Genomic DNA, 14577 nt, shown 5'->3' with positions numbered 1-14577 from the left:
CTCAGCGTGGGCGGAACAGGTAATGGGCCACCAGCCATTGCTGGCCATCGTCGTAACCGAACAGTTCGGCGCATGCCATCCAGAACATGCGCCAGCGCTGCCACCAGACCTTGGCGGCCGCTTCGCCGTAGGTCGCCACCAGCACCGGCATGACCCGGTCCTGGGCGGCGTCCTGGTTGGCGAGCCAGTGGTCGGCGGTGCGTTGGTAATGGGTGCCGTCCAGCAGCCAGCGCGTCTCCAGCCGCAGGTCGCGCTGGAAATGCAGCAGCGTATCGGCCGCCGGCATCAGGCCGCCGGTGAAGAAGTGGCGGCCCATCCAGTTGTCGTCGCCCTCGGTCTCGAAGGGATACATCACGGTGCGATGCGCGAAGATGTGCACGAACAGCGCGCCATCGGGCTTGAGCCAGCTTGCGATGCGGCCCAGCAGGCGCTCGTAGTTGCGCACGTGCTCGAACATCTCCACCGACACGCAGCGGTCGAAGGTCGCCGCCGGCAGTTCTAGCTGGTTGACGTCGCGGGTCAGGACCTCGACGTTGTGCAGCCCGCGCGACTGGCATTGCGCCATGATGTGCTCGCGCTGGCTGTTGGAGTTGGAGACCGCGGTGATGCGGGCCTGCGGATAGCGCTCGGCCATCCACAGGGTCAGTGAGCCCCATCCGCAGCCGAGTTCAAGGATACGTTGGCCGTCGGCCAGGCCGGCGCGCTCCCCATACAGCTCCAGCATCGCCTCCTCGGCCTGGTCCAGGGTCTCCGCGCCGGTGGGATAATAGCAACTGCTGTACTTCAGGCGCTTTCCAAGACAGGCCTGGAAAAAGGCCGCCGGCACTTCGTAGTGCTGTCGGTTGGCCGCGTCGGTATGCAGCGCCAGCGGGCTTTCGGTCAGCTGGACAAGGCGCTGGTTGAAGCGCGCAGCCTGCGCCTGGATGCCTCCGGCGGTTTCTTCCTGCAAGCGTTGCGCGCACAGGCGGCGGATCCCGGCGCGCAACACGGCATCGGGGAGCAGCCCGCGTTCGGCCCATGCGACCAGACCGGTCTCGGTCTGCTCGATGGGGGGCAGCGGTGTGGTCGCGCTCATGCGGCATGCTCCTTTGAAGGGCGGGGGAACCAGGGAAAGATCATCGGGGTGCTGCGCTGGTAGTTGCGGTAGTCCTCGCCGCGCGAGCGCAGTGCCTGCTGTTCGGTGAAAGGAATGCCGCTGAGGTAGCGGAGGAACAGGTACATCACCACCGGCCCGGACCAGGCCAGCCACCACAGCGGCGAGCCAACGGCCAGCAGCACGTAGCTGAACCAGTGCAGCCATTCGAAGAAGTAGTTGGGGTGCCGGGAGTAGCGCCAGAGCCCGGCGCGACAGGTGCGGCCCTTGTTGCCCGGTTCGGCGCGGAAGCGCGCCAGCTGGCGATCCGCCACGGTCTCCCCGCCCACGCTGACAAGCCACACCAAGGCGGCCGCAACCACCCAGGGCGACATCCCGGTGCTTGGGTTGCTGGCCACCGCGACGAAGGGCAGGGCGAACAACACGACCAGCAGCGCCTGGGCCATGAAGAAGCCGAAGATCTTGCCCTGGTGGCCGTGCCAGTGATTGCGCAGGTAGTGGTAACGCCCGTCCTCGGGCTCGCTGCGGACCCGGTGCCACAGATGCAGGGCCAGCCGGCCGCCCCAAAGCCCGCCCAGGACCGCCAACGCAAGGCGCGGCGCCGTCGCGCCTTGGCCCAGCAGCGCCAGCAGCACCGCGGCCACCCCGACGCTCTTGGCCCACAGCACGTCCACGATGCCGATGTTGTCGTGGCGCTTCTGCCAGGCCCAGCCCCAGCTCATCACCAGCACGGCGTACAGAAGCACCCAGAGAAGGTGGATCATGATCGAGCTCCGGTGATGAAAGCTTGCCGGGTATGGCGCTGCGCGCGACGCAGCGCCAGGCACAGCAGGGACAACGCCACGCTCCATCCCAGGCCGAGCACCAGCGGGCCCTGCCACGCGGGGCGAGGGAACTGGATGGCGTCGAAGCCGCGGGCGGCAGAGAGATAGGCCAAGGGGGCGAACAACAGCCCGAACACGAACGGAAGCGCGATGTGGCGGTTGAGGAAAGTCATCGAGCTGGTGAGCGTCATCGCAAAGGCTGCCCACAACGCCAGGATCCAAGGAGGCGGGGCCCAGCCCCAGGGCGCGGCGGCATAGCGCACCGTCCCGCTGGCAGCCGCACTGCCATCGACCAGGAAGGCGCAGGCCAGGGCCGGCGCCATCAGCCGCAGGTCCAGTCGTGGCTGCGGCGAGCTCGCCAGCTGCAAGGGGACGTAAAGCGCGGCGGCGATCAGCGCCGGCCATTGCCAGCCCCGTCCCGCGCCGGCCACCGCCGACAGCCAGACCAGCTGGTTGCCGATCAGGTTGGGCCAGAACCGGCGCATCTCAGCCCTCATCCCCGGCGATGCCCGCCGGGCGATACCCCGGACGTGCCAACAGCAGGTGGGAGACGCCGATGGAGCGTTCGAGGAAGCCGCCTTCGCAATAGGCCAGGTAGAACTCCCACAGCCGGCAGAAGCGATCGTCGAAGCCCTGCGCAAGCACCGCCGGCAGTTGCGCCAGGAAGCGCTGGCGCCAGTGGCGCAAGGTCAGCGCGTAGGAATGGCCGAAATCCTGCTGGGCGATCAGCTGAAGGTCGCTGGCCCGGGTCTTGGCCGCCACGATCGCGTTGATCGAAGGGATGAAGCTGCCGGGAAAGACGTGGCGCTTGATGTAGTCGACGCTGCGTCGCGCCTGCTCGTAGCGATGGTCCTCGATGGTGATGGCCTGCAGCAGCGCGACGCCATCGGGTTTCAACAGGCGCTGCAGCGTCGCCATGTAGGTGTCCAGGTAGTCCGCGCCGATGGCCTCGATCATTTCGATGGACACCAGCTTGTCGAACTGTCCCTGCAGATCGCGGTAGTCCTGCTTCAGCAGCGTGATGCGCTCCTGCAGGCCGGCGTCCTGCACGCGCTGGCTGGCCAGCGCATGCTGCTCGGTAGAGATGGTGGTAGTGGTTACGTGGCAGCCGTAGTGCCGCGCCGCGTGCAGGGCAAAGCCGCCCCAGCCGGTGCCGATTTCCACCACGCGATCGCCCGGCGCCAGCTGCAGCTGCTGGCAGATGCGGTCCAGCTTGCGCTGCGAGGCCGACTCCAGCGTCTCGCTGTCCTGGGTGAACAGGGCGGAGGAATACATCAGGTCCGGCGACAGGAACAGCGCGAAGAAGTCGTTGCCCAGGTCGTAGTGCGCGGCGATGTTGCGGCGGCTGCCTTCGCGGCTGTTGCGGCGCAGGCGGTGCCAGCCCCGCAGCAACCAGCCGCCGAGGCGGGCCGGGCCGCTTTCCATGCCGTCGAGCAGGCTGCGGTTGCGCACCAGCAGGCGCACCAGCGCCACCAGGTCATCGCAGGCCCAGTCGCCGTCGATGTAACTCTGGCCCGCGCCCACGCTGCCTTGCGCGGCGAGCTTGCGGTAGAAGGCTGGGTCATGAATGGTGACCGTCGCGCGCAGCTCGCCAGCGGTATCGCCCAACCACGCCTCGCCGGCCGCGTCGCGCACGCAGATGCGGCCATGCTGCAGCGTGGCCAGCTGGGCCAGCAGTCGACGGCGCAGGAAGCCGTCCAGGGCGCCAGGCAGCGGCAGCGGCACCGACGAGGTCATCTGGTTCATCGCGATTTCTCGGCAAGGGAAGGGTGGTCGTGCACCGGGTTGCGCTTGAGCCACAGGCGCAAGGCCTGCCAGTGGATGGCGGCGACCACCTGGGTGGTCATCAGCGGATAGCGGGCCAGCACCGCGGCCAGGCCTGACGCGTCGAGCGGGCGCCGCTGCATCTGCTGGGTGGCGTCGAACTGGCGTTCGCCGTCGCGCCACACCTGCATATGCACCCGCAGCTGTGTATCGGGGCGATTGAAGCGCCAGTCGTAGCGGCAGTCCATCGGCATGAACGGCGAGACGTGGAAGCGCTTGTCGAAGCGCCAGCGCAGCGATGGGCCGTCCTGCGTGGCCGCCGCCACCGGCAGCACGTAGGCATGCCGCTCCTTCCAGGGCGTGTTGGTGATCTCGGCGACGATGCAGTCCAGCGTGCGTCCGTCGGCCTGATAGCAGTAGTAGAAACTGACGGGGTTGAAGACGTGGCCGGCGAAGCGCAAATGCGTGAGCAGGCGCACCGGCCCGTTGGGGCGGTGGCCAAGGATCGGCGCGGCATGGTCGCGCACGGCGTCGGCAAGCGGCTGCGAGGGGTCGCCGAAGTAATCGCTGCGGCGGAACTCGGCCAGGTTCGGCCGGTCGACCGACCACAACCAGCGGTCCTTGAACACGGTGTCCAGCTCGTCCAGATCGAGCATCAGCTGCGCGATCGGATAGCGGAAGGCATGCGGAACCGGACGATGCCGGCGGTGCAACACTTGGCCGAAGTAGATGGCGCTGGCGCTCACGCGGCTACCTCGTCTTCCGTAGGCGCCAGCCGTTGCCGCGCCGCTGCGTGCAACGCGTCCACGACGCGGCGGGCGCTGCGGATGCCATCCTCATGGAATCCCCAGCCCCAGTAGGCGCCGGCAAACCAGGTGTGCCGACGGCCCTGCACCTCGCCCCAGCGCTGCTGCGCACGGACCGCGGCGTGGTCGTGCACCGGGTGGGCATAGTGCAGGGTGCGCAGCACCTTGCGCGGATCGATGGCGTCGCTGCGGTTGAGCGTGACCACCAGCGGCGTATCTCCCGGCAGGCCCTGCAGCAGGTTCATACAATAGCTGACCGTGCAGGCCGCAGCGGCATCGCGCGGCACATGGGCATTCCAGGCGGCCCAAGCCTTGCGGTCGCGCGGCAGCACAGTCGCGTCGGTGTGCAGGACCGCCTCGTTGGGCTGGTAGCGGATGGTGCCGAGCACCTCACGCTCAGACAGATCGGCATCGGCCAGCAGGGCCAGGGCCTGGTCGCTGTGGCAGGCCAGGACGACCTCGTCGAAGGCTTCCACGCCCGCGGCGCTATGCACCCGCACGCCTTGCGGCATCCGCTCGACGCTGTGCACCGCACAGGCCAAGCGCTCGCGCACGCTCCAGCGGGCGCGCAGTGCATCGACATAGCGCGCCGAGCCGCCATTGACCACGCGCCATGGCGCGCGTCCGGTCATCTGCAGCATCTGGTGGTTGGCCATGAACTGCACCAGGTAGCGCGCCGGAAACTCCAGCACGGTCGCGGTCGGCGAGGACCACAGCGCCGAGGCCATCGGCAGCAGGTGCTCCTCGACAAACGCCTCGCCGTAGCGCTGGGCCCGCACATACTCGCCAAGCGTGGGGCCTTCGGCTTGCTCCAGCAGGCGCGGTGCGTCGCGATAGAAGCGCCGCAGGTCGGCCAGCATGCCCCAGAAGCGCGGCGAGACCAGGTTGCGGCGCTGGCAGAACAGGCCATCGAGCGAGGTGGCGTTGTACTCCACGCCACTGCGCTCGCTGTGCATGGAAAAGCTCATCGTGGTCGGCTGCGAGGCCACGCCGAGTTCTTCGAACAGGGCCGTCAGCAGCGGATAGTGGAGGGGGTTGAAGACGATGAAGCCGGTGTCCACGGCCAGGCGCCTGCCCTCGACCTCGATGTCGTGTGTATGGGTGTGGCCGCCCAGGTAGTCGTTGGCCTCGAACAGCGTGACCTCGTGCTCGCCATCCAGCCACCAGGCGCTGGCCAGCCCCGCGATTCCCGATCCGATGACGGCGATGCGCATGTCAGTGCCTCGCCTTGGCCAGAACCCAGTCGGGGATGGGCTTGAGCCCCTTGACCAGTCCCACCGCCGCCAGCAGGCGCAGCCCATACCAGGACAGGTCGATCTCCCACCAGCGAAAGCCCTGGCGGGCCGTGCCAGGGAAGAAATGGTGGTTGTTGTGCCAGCCTTCGCCGAAGGTCAGCAAGGCCAGCCACAGGTTGTTGCGGCTGTCGTCATTGGTGTCGAACCGGCGCCGCCCGAAGCGATGGGCCAGCGAGTTGATCGTCACCGTGGCATGGAACAGCACCACCGTGGAAACGAAGAAGCCCCACACCAGCAGCTGCGGGCCGGAGGTCTCCAGCCCGGGCGCCCAGCGCTCCAGCGCGGCCCCCAGGGCATACAGGCTGACAGCCAGCAACACCGGCACCAAGGTGTCGAAACGGTCCAGCAAGCGCAATTCGGGGAATCGGGCCAGATCGGGGACCCGCGAAAGATCGGTTGCGAAGGCTTCGCGGGTCAGGAACCAGCCCATGTGGCTGCGCCAGAACCCACGCTCGCGCGGCGAGTGCGGGTCCTGGGGCTGGTCGGCATGTCGGTGGTGATGCCGGTGATGCGCGGCCCACCACAGCGGCCCGCGCTGTACGCTGGACGCAGCGATCACCGCAAACACGAACTGCACCGGCCGCGAGACCTGGAAGGTGCGATGCGAAAAATACCGGTGGTAGAACGCGGTGATGGCGAACATGCGCACGGCGTACAACAGCGCCGCGCAGGCCACGGCCGCCCACGACACGCCGACCCACAGCACGCCCAGGCAGGCCAGATGCATCAGCGCGAATGGCACCGCACGCAACCAGTCGATGCGATCCGGCCGCTCATCCTGGACCTGCGTGGCATCGCCGGTGTCCACCCAGCGCTGCAGGCTGCGCAGCAGGCGCCAACGTCGGTGGGGCAGGGGCGGTGCGGAGGCCATGCGGAGTCCCGGCGGGTGTCGTGGCGGCCTGTACGCAGCACGAGGCGCAATGGATGCAGGGCCCTTGCAACCGTCCATGTTCACCCCGCCACGCCAGGGCATCGCCCTACCAAGGGGCGCTCCCAATCCTCCTGCCACTGGCTCGCCGGGCGCTCGCTGGGCGCGGCCTGAAAGCGAACGATCACCTCGGGATAGTCTCCCCGGCCGTCACGGAGATTACTGGTGCCGCGGAACTCCAGCAGGCGCCGGTCCGCATCGGCATAGACCAAGGCCAGATGAGGGGCGACCCCGCCATACCAGGTGTCCAGACTGACCTCGATGGACTGGGCGGCCAGTCCCTGCCACAGCACCGGTCCGCTGCGCCGCACCAGAAGCGGATAGAAGCGTTGACGGCCGGGCACCAGGAACGGCAGCGAAACGCGTTCACCGCGCAGCAACGCCGTCCAATGCCGGCGAACCGCCGCGTCGAATCCGGTATCGATCACAGCCTCCGGCGCCAGGGAAAGCTCATGCTCGCGTTGCGGTGCGTGGGCATCTTCCTTCCAGACGATCCAGACCTTGCCGTCCGTGGCCCGGACCTCAGCCGTCTGGCCGCTGCGTCGGTCTTCCAGGACATAGCCGCGGGCCTGGTGCTGTGGGGTGGCGGGTAGGTGCTTGCGAGCGAAGGGCTGGCCGTCCGCGCATTGGTAGACCACCCAGCGCTCCGCGCCGTCGGCCGGGCCGTGCTGCCAATGCACCTCCCGATAGGCGACGGCGCCTTGGGGTGTCGTCGCAACCCCTTCCGTGCGCAACCACGGCGTGGCCAGGGCGGGGGCGGGCAGGCAAAGCAGCAGCCAGGTGGTACGCATGCGGTCGTCCAGGCAGGCAGGTTGGGTCGATACGGCCGGCAGAGACGAGCGGATGCACTGCAGATCCTGCATCCAATCGCGGCCCGGGGACGTACATGTCCCCACAACCTCACCTTCCCGCGACGACTCACCAAGTACCGAGTCACGATGTACCCTGACGCCGCCAGCCCCTTCAGCCCCTTCGACAGCGCACGTATCGTGTCCAGTTCCCAGCAGCCGACAAGCGAGCCGACGAACTGGCCCGGTGAAATGGACGGCGTGGCGCGACTGCGCGACCGCGAATGCTTCATGCGCATCTACGACTACTTCATGCCGCGCCTGTGCGTGTATCTGCGCGGGCTCGGCGCGATCGAGGCGGTCGCCGAGGAGCTGGCGCAGGACAGCCTGCTGCGGGTGTGGCTGCGGGCCGCGGACTTCGACCCCGCACAGGGTGCCCTGAGCACCTGGCTGTATCGCATTGCGCGCAACCTGCACATCGACAGGGTCCGGCGCGAGCGCAGCTGGATGCAGGTCCAGACCGCGGTGGAAGAGGCGGCCGTGGTGGATGTCGTGGAGCGCAGCACGGCCGAACAGTTCGCCGACCACGCAAGCCTGCGCCAGCGCATCAACGAGCTGCCGGCCGTGCAGGCGCGGCTGGTGCGCATGTCCTATTTCGAGGCCAAGAGCCACAGCGAAATCGCCCAGGCACTGGCGATGCCGCTGGGGACGGTCAAGTCGCACCTGCGGCGCGCCTTCCTGCAGCTGCAATCCAAGGTGGGAGGCGCGCGATGAACCCGCACCACCACCTGCACGAATCCACCCTGATCAGCTATGCCGCCGGTGGCCTGCCTGCACCGCTGAGCATCGTGGCCGGCGTCCACCTGGAGCAGTGCCCGCACTGCCGGCGGCGCCTGCGCGATGCCGAGGCGATCGGCTCGGTCCTGCTGGAGCAGACCCAGCCCCAGCCCACCGACAGCGACGCGCGCAGGCAGGCACTGCGCGAAGCCATGCTGGCACGACTGGATTCCGAAACGCCTGAAGTCACCGCATCAACGGTGCAGGCGCCACCCCCGCCACGGCCCGGCGCGGACCCGGACCATCTGCCGGCAGCGCTGCACCCGTACTTCGGACCCTCGATCAGCGCGCTGCGCTGGCGGTGGATGGGACCGGGGATGTATTGCATCCGCGCCGAGCAGATGCCCACCTTGGTCATGCTCAAGATCGCCCCCGGCAAATGCCTGCCCATGCACAGCCACGGCGGCAGCGAACTTACCCAGATCCTGCGCGGCGCCTACAACGACGCCCTCGGCGTGTTCGCCGCAGGCGACGCGGCCGACCTGGACGGGGAGGTCGAGCATCAGCCGGTGACCGCCCCTGGCGTGCCGTGCATCTGCGTCTCCGCACTGGACGCGCCGCTGGTGTTCAGCGGCTGGCTGGCGCGGAAGATGCAGCGGTTTGTGAAGCTTTAGGGTTTGCGCGCACGGTTGGCATGAGGATGAAAGCTCTGCCTGCTGGCCGCGGCCGCTAGTCTGAGATAATGGGCCGAGACCTCCATTGGGACAACGCAGTGAGTCAAAGGACGGCTCACCGGGAGTTGGTCGAGCTTGCGCTGGCGGCGATGTTGATCCTCTAACCGCAATCTTCGACGAAGTCAGTAACGGCTGGGCCATTCGTGAGGCCGCCATGCGACCAACCAGAGCTGGACGTTGTCGCCACCGCGTTGCTGAGTGAAAAGTCACGGTTTTCAATTCTTAGCGAGACGATCAGTGTCGAGTAGCCTGGGCTGAAACCTCGGGAGACTCATTGCGTTTACTTCTCGAAAGCATTCGGTTTCCGACTCAGATGTTCAAGCGAAGATGCTGATTGCAAAAAACAAAGCGCCGCTTCAAGCTGGCACACGGTCGCTGGGGAGCGACACTTGGGGAAGAGGTGCAGGATGCGGTTCAGGCTGTTTTTGCTTGTCGCTGTGCTTTCTGGCGTCATCTGGATTGCGGGTTGCTCGACAACCATGAAGTCTAGGTACAAGGCCGGACCATCAGAACCAACAGCCAGGGTCCTTCTGATAGCAGACACCGATTCGACCGGGGCGATGGGGCATCACTACAATTTCTACCTTTATCAGAACAGCGCCTGCGAACATGGCAGTGCCATCTCTTTGGGCGGACAGCTGATCGCAGATCTGCATCAAGAGCTGCCCGCTGTCGATATCCCCGCCGGCAGGGAAATATCCCTGATGGTGATCCATGGCGAAGGGCGCTTCGGCCAGAGCCGCACCTGTGGTGATGTCGTCCGATTACAGCCGCAATCCGGGCAGAGCTATGTGCTCAACTTCCAGGTAAGAGAGCAAGGCATGCAATGCACGGCCAAGCTCCGCAGCCCCGATTCCGGTGAAGTCGCATCGTTACCCTTCACCGGGTGCCATGCGCTCAAGGGGCAGGGGGGCAAGCCTGTGCCCAATGGGCAGGCTCTGGTCACCCAGTTCCATGTGAAGGTGGTCAGAGAGCCATAAGTACGGTGGTCCATTGATGGACCCGGCTTATATCTGTAAGGGGAACTGGGGTCTTTCACAGATAGTTGAGAGGTGGAGTTGCCCCCTGATTTCCCGGAGCTCGGGAATGCAACGGTTGGCCGATTTTAAGCAGGCTGCAGATGGTACGCCTACGCTAGTGAGTTACAGAGCTTGACTCCCTTACGCACGATGATGTTCCTGGAAAGCACCGCCTCAATGGATGCGGCAATCTCGCCAGAGGCGCGCGAAGGTCCTTCGCAAGCTGGACATAATATGCATTATGCGAAGTTTGATAGGTCCGACCTCCGAGCCCACCTGACTCTGGATCAGCTCTCCCGGTCCCCTTGCTCCGTTGCAGGATCGCCACAGGACCGCTGCGTCGATCAAGGCTGACCATTGGCCCCGGCCGCGCCCCTATGATGAGCACTGCGCTGGGCATCTTTGTCGGACAGGTCATGACTGCAGCGTTGGCGGGCTTCCTGGCGCTTGCTTGGTCCGCATACGTTGACCACGAGCTGTCCAAGCAACGAATGTCCCGACCGGCGCGAACCCAGCGGCCTGTGCAACCCAATCCGCAACCGACCACGACCCCAGTGACAACGCTGGAACCACTGCGCGCCAACCAGCGCTGCATCAAGGGCCAGCGCTTCCAGCGGGTCGAGCACGGCTGGGTCGAGGTGCCCAACAGGCCTGCTGGCCCGGCTAACGTGCAGCTACAGGACGCGGTGGCGTCGGTATGCTCCGCGATCGCACCAGAAGAGGTCATGTGAGCGCTCGACTGGCGCTTTGGAGACGCATCCAACCACAGCGCCGGGCTCTCAGGCGCTCAGTGTGCGCAGCGGCTTGAGATGAAAGCGGTCAACGGCACGCTCTGGTTACCTGTTCGTCCAAGGCGCGCAGCAGATCGTGCGTGCGTCGGATGCCGGCGGCCGCCAGGACCGCTTGCTGGTGCGCCTTGGCTGCGGCGCAGGCATCTGGACTGTTGTTGCCAGGCATGGGTGTGGGCATGCGCGCCGCTGTTGCCGCACGATCCGACGCGTAGCGGCGCTGCAGTTCCTGCCTGATTCGATATCGACGCCATTGCTCGGCATTGCTGGGCTCCGGCACCGGGACGGCGTCCCAGGTCTTGGCGGCTGGTCCGGCGCACGGCGAGGATTGATAGCTGACGTCCTTGCCCGACACGCACTTGTAGACCTGCTGGGCATTTGCCGCTGGGCAGAACGCCACGAGCACCCAGATCCAACGCTTCATCCTTGACCCCTACGCTTCCCCGAGGACGATGTTAGCCGAGGAGCGACGGGACCAGTGATGTTCCGTGAGCGCCGCGGCCGATCGCTGCTTGCAATGGATGACGCAGCGGCGGGGGTCCGATGCGGATGCGATGCCAGCAAGGTCGTCGTCCCAAGCCGCGGCCGCGGCTCAAGCCGCCATGATCGGATGATGCGGATCAGCGGCGTCGTCCGCCTTCGACATCTTGCACAGATGCCCTGCCCGATTTGCGTGTCCCCTGGCGCCTCCGAGCGCTCACGAGCCACGCGTTGCGCCTCACATGCCCTGCCCCCTGCTCCCTACTCCGCCGCCCCGCCGAGGACGGCACGGTAGCCACGGCTGTGTGGACGGATCGCACATGCATGACCATGCGCTGCCACCACGCCGCGGATTTCCGGTCTCCCGGCTCGCCTTGCTTACAAACTGAAAAAAAAGGCGGCACAGGCACACAGGCCTGGCCGCCATCTGGAGGTAAGCAAGCGCCAGGTCGGGGCGACCTCCGGGATCAGAACCGGAAGCGCACGCCCAGCGAGTACAGGGTTTCCAGGTACTTGACCTGGCGGGTGTAGGTGTCCCCTTCCACGTTGTAGGTGCGCGAGTTGGTGATGGGATCGCCGAGGATGTTGTTGACGTCGAAGGCGATGGTCATCGACGGGATCGGCGTGTAATTCAAGGACAGGTCCAGCGTGCCCCGCTCGTCCTGCACCAGCGGCAGGAACGGGCCCGGGCCACCCAGCGCCGGGTCGTTGATCTGCAGGTATTCCTGCACCCACTTGGAGCGCCAGTTGTAGGCCAGGCGCGCGGAGAACACCGGCTGCTCGTACATCAGCACCAGGTTGTAGGAGTTCTTGGACACGCCCGGGATGCGTGGCTCGCCGGGGATGGACTCGGCCACGGTCGGGCCCTGCTCCGCACCTGCGTCGATGTAGGTGTAGTTGGCCTGCACGCCGAAGTTGCGGGCCCACGGCGGCAGCGCGTCCAGGTCCAGGAAGCTGGTGAAGGCGATCTCCGCGCCTTCCATGCTGCCCTCGCCGCCGTTCTCCGGCCGGGTCAGGCGCAAGGTGCCGTAGATCGGGTCGGGCTGGTCGGTGGTGACGTTGGCGATGAAGCCCTGCACGTCGCGACGGAACAGCGCCACGCTGGCCGAGCCGCTGCGCGAGAAGTAGTACTCGAAGGACAGGTCGTAGTTCTTCGACTCCAGCGGCGACAGGTTGGGATTGCCGCTGTTGGCGCTCTGGAAGCAGTTGATGCTGGTCGGGTCGGTGTTACAGGCGCCCTGCCGCGGGTTGATGATGGTCGAGGGGTTGAGCTGGTCGAAGTTGGGACGCGTGCGGGTCTTGGTGGCCGCCGCGCGGATCTGGAACTCGTCGCTCAGCCTGAAGCGGATGCTCGCGTTGGGCAGGTAGTCGGTGTACTTGTTGCGGCTGCTGACCGGGGTGAAGGTATTGGTGCTTTCATCGCGCGAGGTGCCGTTGACCTGGGTCTCGGTCTGCACCGCGCGCATGCCCAGCGAGCCATCGATCGGGATGGCGGTATCGAAGGCATAGCGCACCTGCGCATAGGCGGTGCTGGCCTTCTCGTTGGCGGTGAAGGTCTGCAGGTCGTTGTAGGCCGGGTCGCCCAGGGTGTCGAAGTCGGTGTTGTCGGCCGGCAGCAGCGAATCGGTGATCTGGCGCAGCTGGTCGGCATTGCGGCGGATGCTGTTGCGGGTGGCGCTGATCCACTTGCGCGGCGGGCCGCCGCTGGAGCCCTCGAAGCCACCGCCGGTGGTGGTCAGGCCCACCGGTAGGTCCAGGTAGGTCAGCCCGGCGCTCTCGATGTAGCCGTAGCGCTCGCCGTTGTGGCGCTCGGCATCGCGGTCGGTGTAGCGCACGCCGGCCTGGTACTTGGTGATGAACCCGCTCTCCGGGGTGAATTCGAAATCCGTACGCGCCTGGAAGTCGTTGCCGCCGGCCATGTAGTTGCGGTCGAAGAAGCCGCGGAAGATGTAGTTGGCCGGGTCGAACAGGTTGAAGTCGCGGAAGCTGTAGGACGGGCCGCCGTCGCCGGTCGATTCGAACTGCACGTCCCGCACCGGCGTGGACGCGAAGGCCCAGTCGATGTTGTTCTGGGTCAGCGAATACTCCGAATCGGTAAAGGCGATATCCGAGGACCAGCGCACGCCCTCGTTCTGGTACACCGCGCCCAGCCCGAACTGGTAGGTGTCGGTCTTGGCGTCGACCGAGGCCTGGTAGCCCTCCGGGCGCAGGCCGCCGGTGGCGGTGAAGCCGCGCGCCTGCGGTGCCTGGTTGCCCTCGGCCAGGTCCACGTCGGACATCTGCATGTCGGCCGAGTACAGCGGCACGAACATGTAGCTGTCGTTGTCGCGGCTGCGGAAGGCCTGGTAGAGGAAGTCGGCGTTGATTTCCCAGTGCTCGTTCGGCTTCCACTGGAAGGCCGCATTGAGCGAGGGACGCGTGCGCCTGCCCTGCCCGTAGAAGGTGCCGACGCCATCGGGATAGCGGAAGCCCGGCTGGTCGGTCTGGCCGGGCTGGGCCACGCCCATCACCAGCGAGTTCTCGCGGGTGGAATCCAGAAAGCGCAGGCGGTTCCAGGCGGCGTTGACCAGGAAGCCCATCTCGCCAACGCTGGTGTCCCAGCGGTCGCTGAAGAGGAAGTTGCCGTTGAGGTCGGCCTTGTCGGATTGGTCCAGGTACACGGTATTGAGCGAGCCGGACATCTCGCGGCCTTCGAAATCGAAGGGCCGGCGCGAGCGCACGTTGATCAGGCCGGCGATGCCGCCTTCGACCAGCTCGGCGGTGCTGGACTTGTAGACATCCAGCCCGGATACGCCGCCGGCCGGAAAATCCTGCAGCGCCACACTGCGGTTCTCCGCGGTGAACAGCTCGCGCCCGTTGTAGGTGGTGGTCAGGTTGGGCAGGCCGCGCACCTGCACGTCGGCGGCCTCGCCCGCCGCGCGCGTCACCTGCACGCCGGTCACGCGCGCCAGCGAGGCCGAGGCGGTGATGTCCGGCAGCTTGCCGATATCCTGGGCGACCACCGAGTCGATGATCTGCTCCGAGTCGCGCTTGATGGCCTGCGCGGACTGCAGGCTCTCGCGCATGCCCAGCACCTGCACGGTGTCCATGGTGGTGGCGGTGCCGGCCTGCGGCGTGGCCTGCGAGGATTGGGTGTCAGGTGCAGCCTGCGTGGACTGCTCGGGCGTGTCCGAGGCGGACTGGGTGGTGTCCTGGGCGAGCGCCGGCGTCACTAGGGCGATGGCGATCGCACTGGCCAGCAGGGTGGCGTGGATGGAACGGGTGGTGCGCATGCCGGTTCT

Annotated in this window: 14 protein-coding genes; 4 read left to right on the top strand and 10 right to left on the bottom strand. The window is 66.6% G+C overall.

Translation table 11 applies throughout. The features are described 5' to 3' along the window. Position 1 precedes the first annotated feature (1 nt). The 8 genes from EPA99_RS05700 to EPA99_RS05665 form a co-directional block, all read right to left on the bottom strand. Positions 2-1075, bottom strand: a complete 1074-nt coding sequence (locus EPA99_RS05700) for an SAM-dependent methyltransferase (RefSeq protein WP_129470223.1) — start codon at positions 1073-1075, stop codon at positions 2-4. After that, positions 1072-1857, bottom strand: coding sequence for a DUF1295 domain-containing protein (locus tag EPA99_RS05695; protein ID WP_129470222.1), 786 nt, complete (start codon positions 1855-1857; stop codon positions 1072-1074). The genes EPA99_RS05700 and EPA99_RS05695 overlap by 4 nt, the downstream gene beginning before the upstream one ends. Next, positions 1854-2402, bottom strand: a complete 549-nt coding sequence (locus tag EPA99_RS05690; protein WP_129470221.1) for a DUF2878 domain-containing protein — start codon at positions 2400-2402, stop codon at positions 1854-1856. The genes EPA99_RS05695 and EPA99_RS05690 overlap by 4 nt, the downstream gene beginning before the upstream one ends. Position 2403: 1 nt before the next feature. After that, positions 2404-3663 carry an SAM-dependent methyltransferase gene (locus EPA99_RS05685; RefSeq protein WP_129470220.1) on the bottom strand — a complete coding sequence of 420 codons (1260 nt, stop codon included), beginning with the start codon at positions 3661-3663 and terminating at the stop codon, positions 2404-2406. Further along, positions 3660-4427, bottom strand: coding sequence for a DUF1365 domain-containing protein (locus EPA99_RS05680; protein WP_129470219.1), 768 nt, complete (start codon positions 4425-4427; stop codon positions 3660-3662). The genes EPA99_RS05685 and EPA99_RS05680 overlap by 4 nt, the downstream gene beginning before the upstream one ends. Beyond that, positions 4424-5701, bottom strand: a complete 1278-nt coding sequence (locus tag EPA99_RS05675) for an NAD(P)/FAD-dependent oxidoreductase (protein WP_129470218.1) — start codon at positions 5699-5701, stop codon at positions 4424-4426. Before EPA99_RS05675 ends, EPA99_RS05680 begins: the two co-directional genes overlap by 4 nt. A gap of 1 nt (position 5702) precedes the next feature. After that, complete coding sequence (locus EPA99_RS05670; RefSeq protein ID WP_129470217.1) at positions 5703-6653, bottom strand: acyl-CoA desaturase; 951 nt, start codon at positions 6651-6653, stop codon at positions 5703-5705. An 80-nt stretch (positions 6654-6733) separates the two neighbouring features. Beyond that, on the bottom strand, positions 6734-7501 hold the full coding sequence (locus EPA99_RS05665; protein WP_129470216.1) for a hypothetical protein: 768 nt from the start codon (positions 7499-7501) through the stop codon (positions 6734-6736). A gap of 147 nt (positions 7502-7648) precedes the next feature. On the opposite strand from EPA99_RS05665, the gene EPA99_RS05660 reads away from it, so the two are divergent. The 4 genes from EPA99_RS05660 (at position 7649) to EPA99_RS05645 (ending at position 10759) form a co-directional block, all read left to right on the top strand. Beyond that, positions 7649-8272 (top strand): sigma-70 family RNA polymerase sigma factor, encoded by a 624-nt coding sequence (locus EPA99_RS05660; protein ID WP_129470215.1) that lies wholly within the window; start codon positions 7649-7651, stop codon positions 8270-8272. After that, positions 8269-8949, top strand: a complete 681-nt coding sequence (locus EPA99_RS05655) for a ChrR family anti-sigma-E factor (RefSeq protein ID WP_129470214.1) — start codon at positions 8269-8271, stop codon at positions 8947-8949. The genes EPA99_RS05660 and EPA99_RS05655 overlap by 4 nt, the downstream gene beginning before the upstream one ends. A 620-nt stretch (positions 8950-9569) precedes the next feature. Continuing rightward, positions 9570-9989 (top strand): hypothetical protein, encoded by a 420-nt coding sequence (locus tag EPA99_RS05650; protein WP_206733695.1) that lies wholly within the window; start codon positions 9570-9572, stop codon positions 9987-9989. A gap of 419 nt (positions 9990-10408) precedes the next feature. Continuing rightward, positions 10409-10759, top strand: a complete 351-nt coding sequence (locus EPA99_RS05645) for a chloride channel protein (RefSeq protein ID WP_129470212.1) — start codon at positions 10409-10411, stop codon at positions 10757-10759. Positions 10760-10847: 88 nt separating this feature from the next. Here EPA99_RS05645 and EPA99_RS05640 read toward each other — a convergent pair whose 3' ends face one another. Both EPA99_RS05640 and EPA99_RS05635 read right to left on the bottom strand, forming a co-directional pair. After that, a complete protein-coding gene (locus EPA99_RS05640) occupies positions 10848-11240 on the bottom strand; it encodes a DUF4124 domain-containing protein (protein ID WP_129470211.1) in 393 nt (130 codons plus the stop codon). 523 nt (positions 11241-11763) lie between these two features. Beyond that, positions 11764-14568: a TonB-dependent receptor gene (locus EPA99_RS05635; protein ID WP_129470210.1), complete on the bottom strand. Its 2805-nt coding sequence runs from the start codon at positions 14566-14568 to the stop codon at positions 11764-11766. Positions 14569-14577 lie beyond the last annotated feature (9 nt).

This window comes from Pseudoxanthomonas composti (assembly GCF_004122095.1).
GTDB classification, from domain to species: Bacteria; Pseudomonadota; Gammaproteobacteria; order Xanthomonadales; family Xanthomonadaceae; genus Pseudoxanthomonas_A; species Pseudoxanthomonas_A composti.
This window is presented reverse-complemented; position numbering and strand designations above follow the sequence as displayed.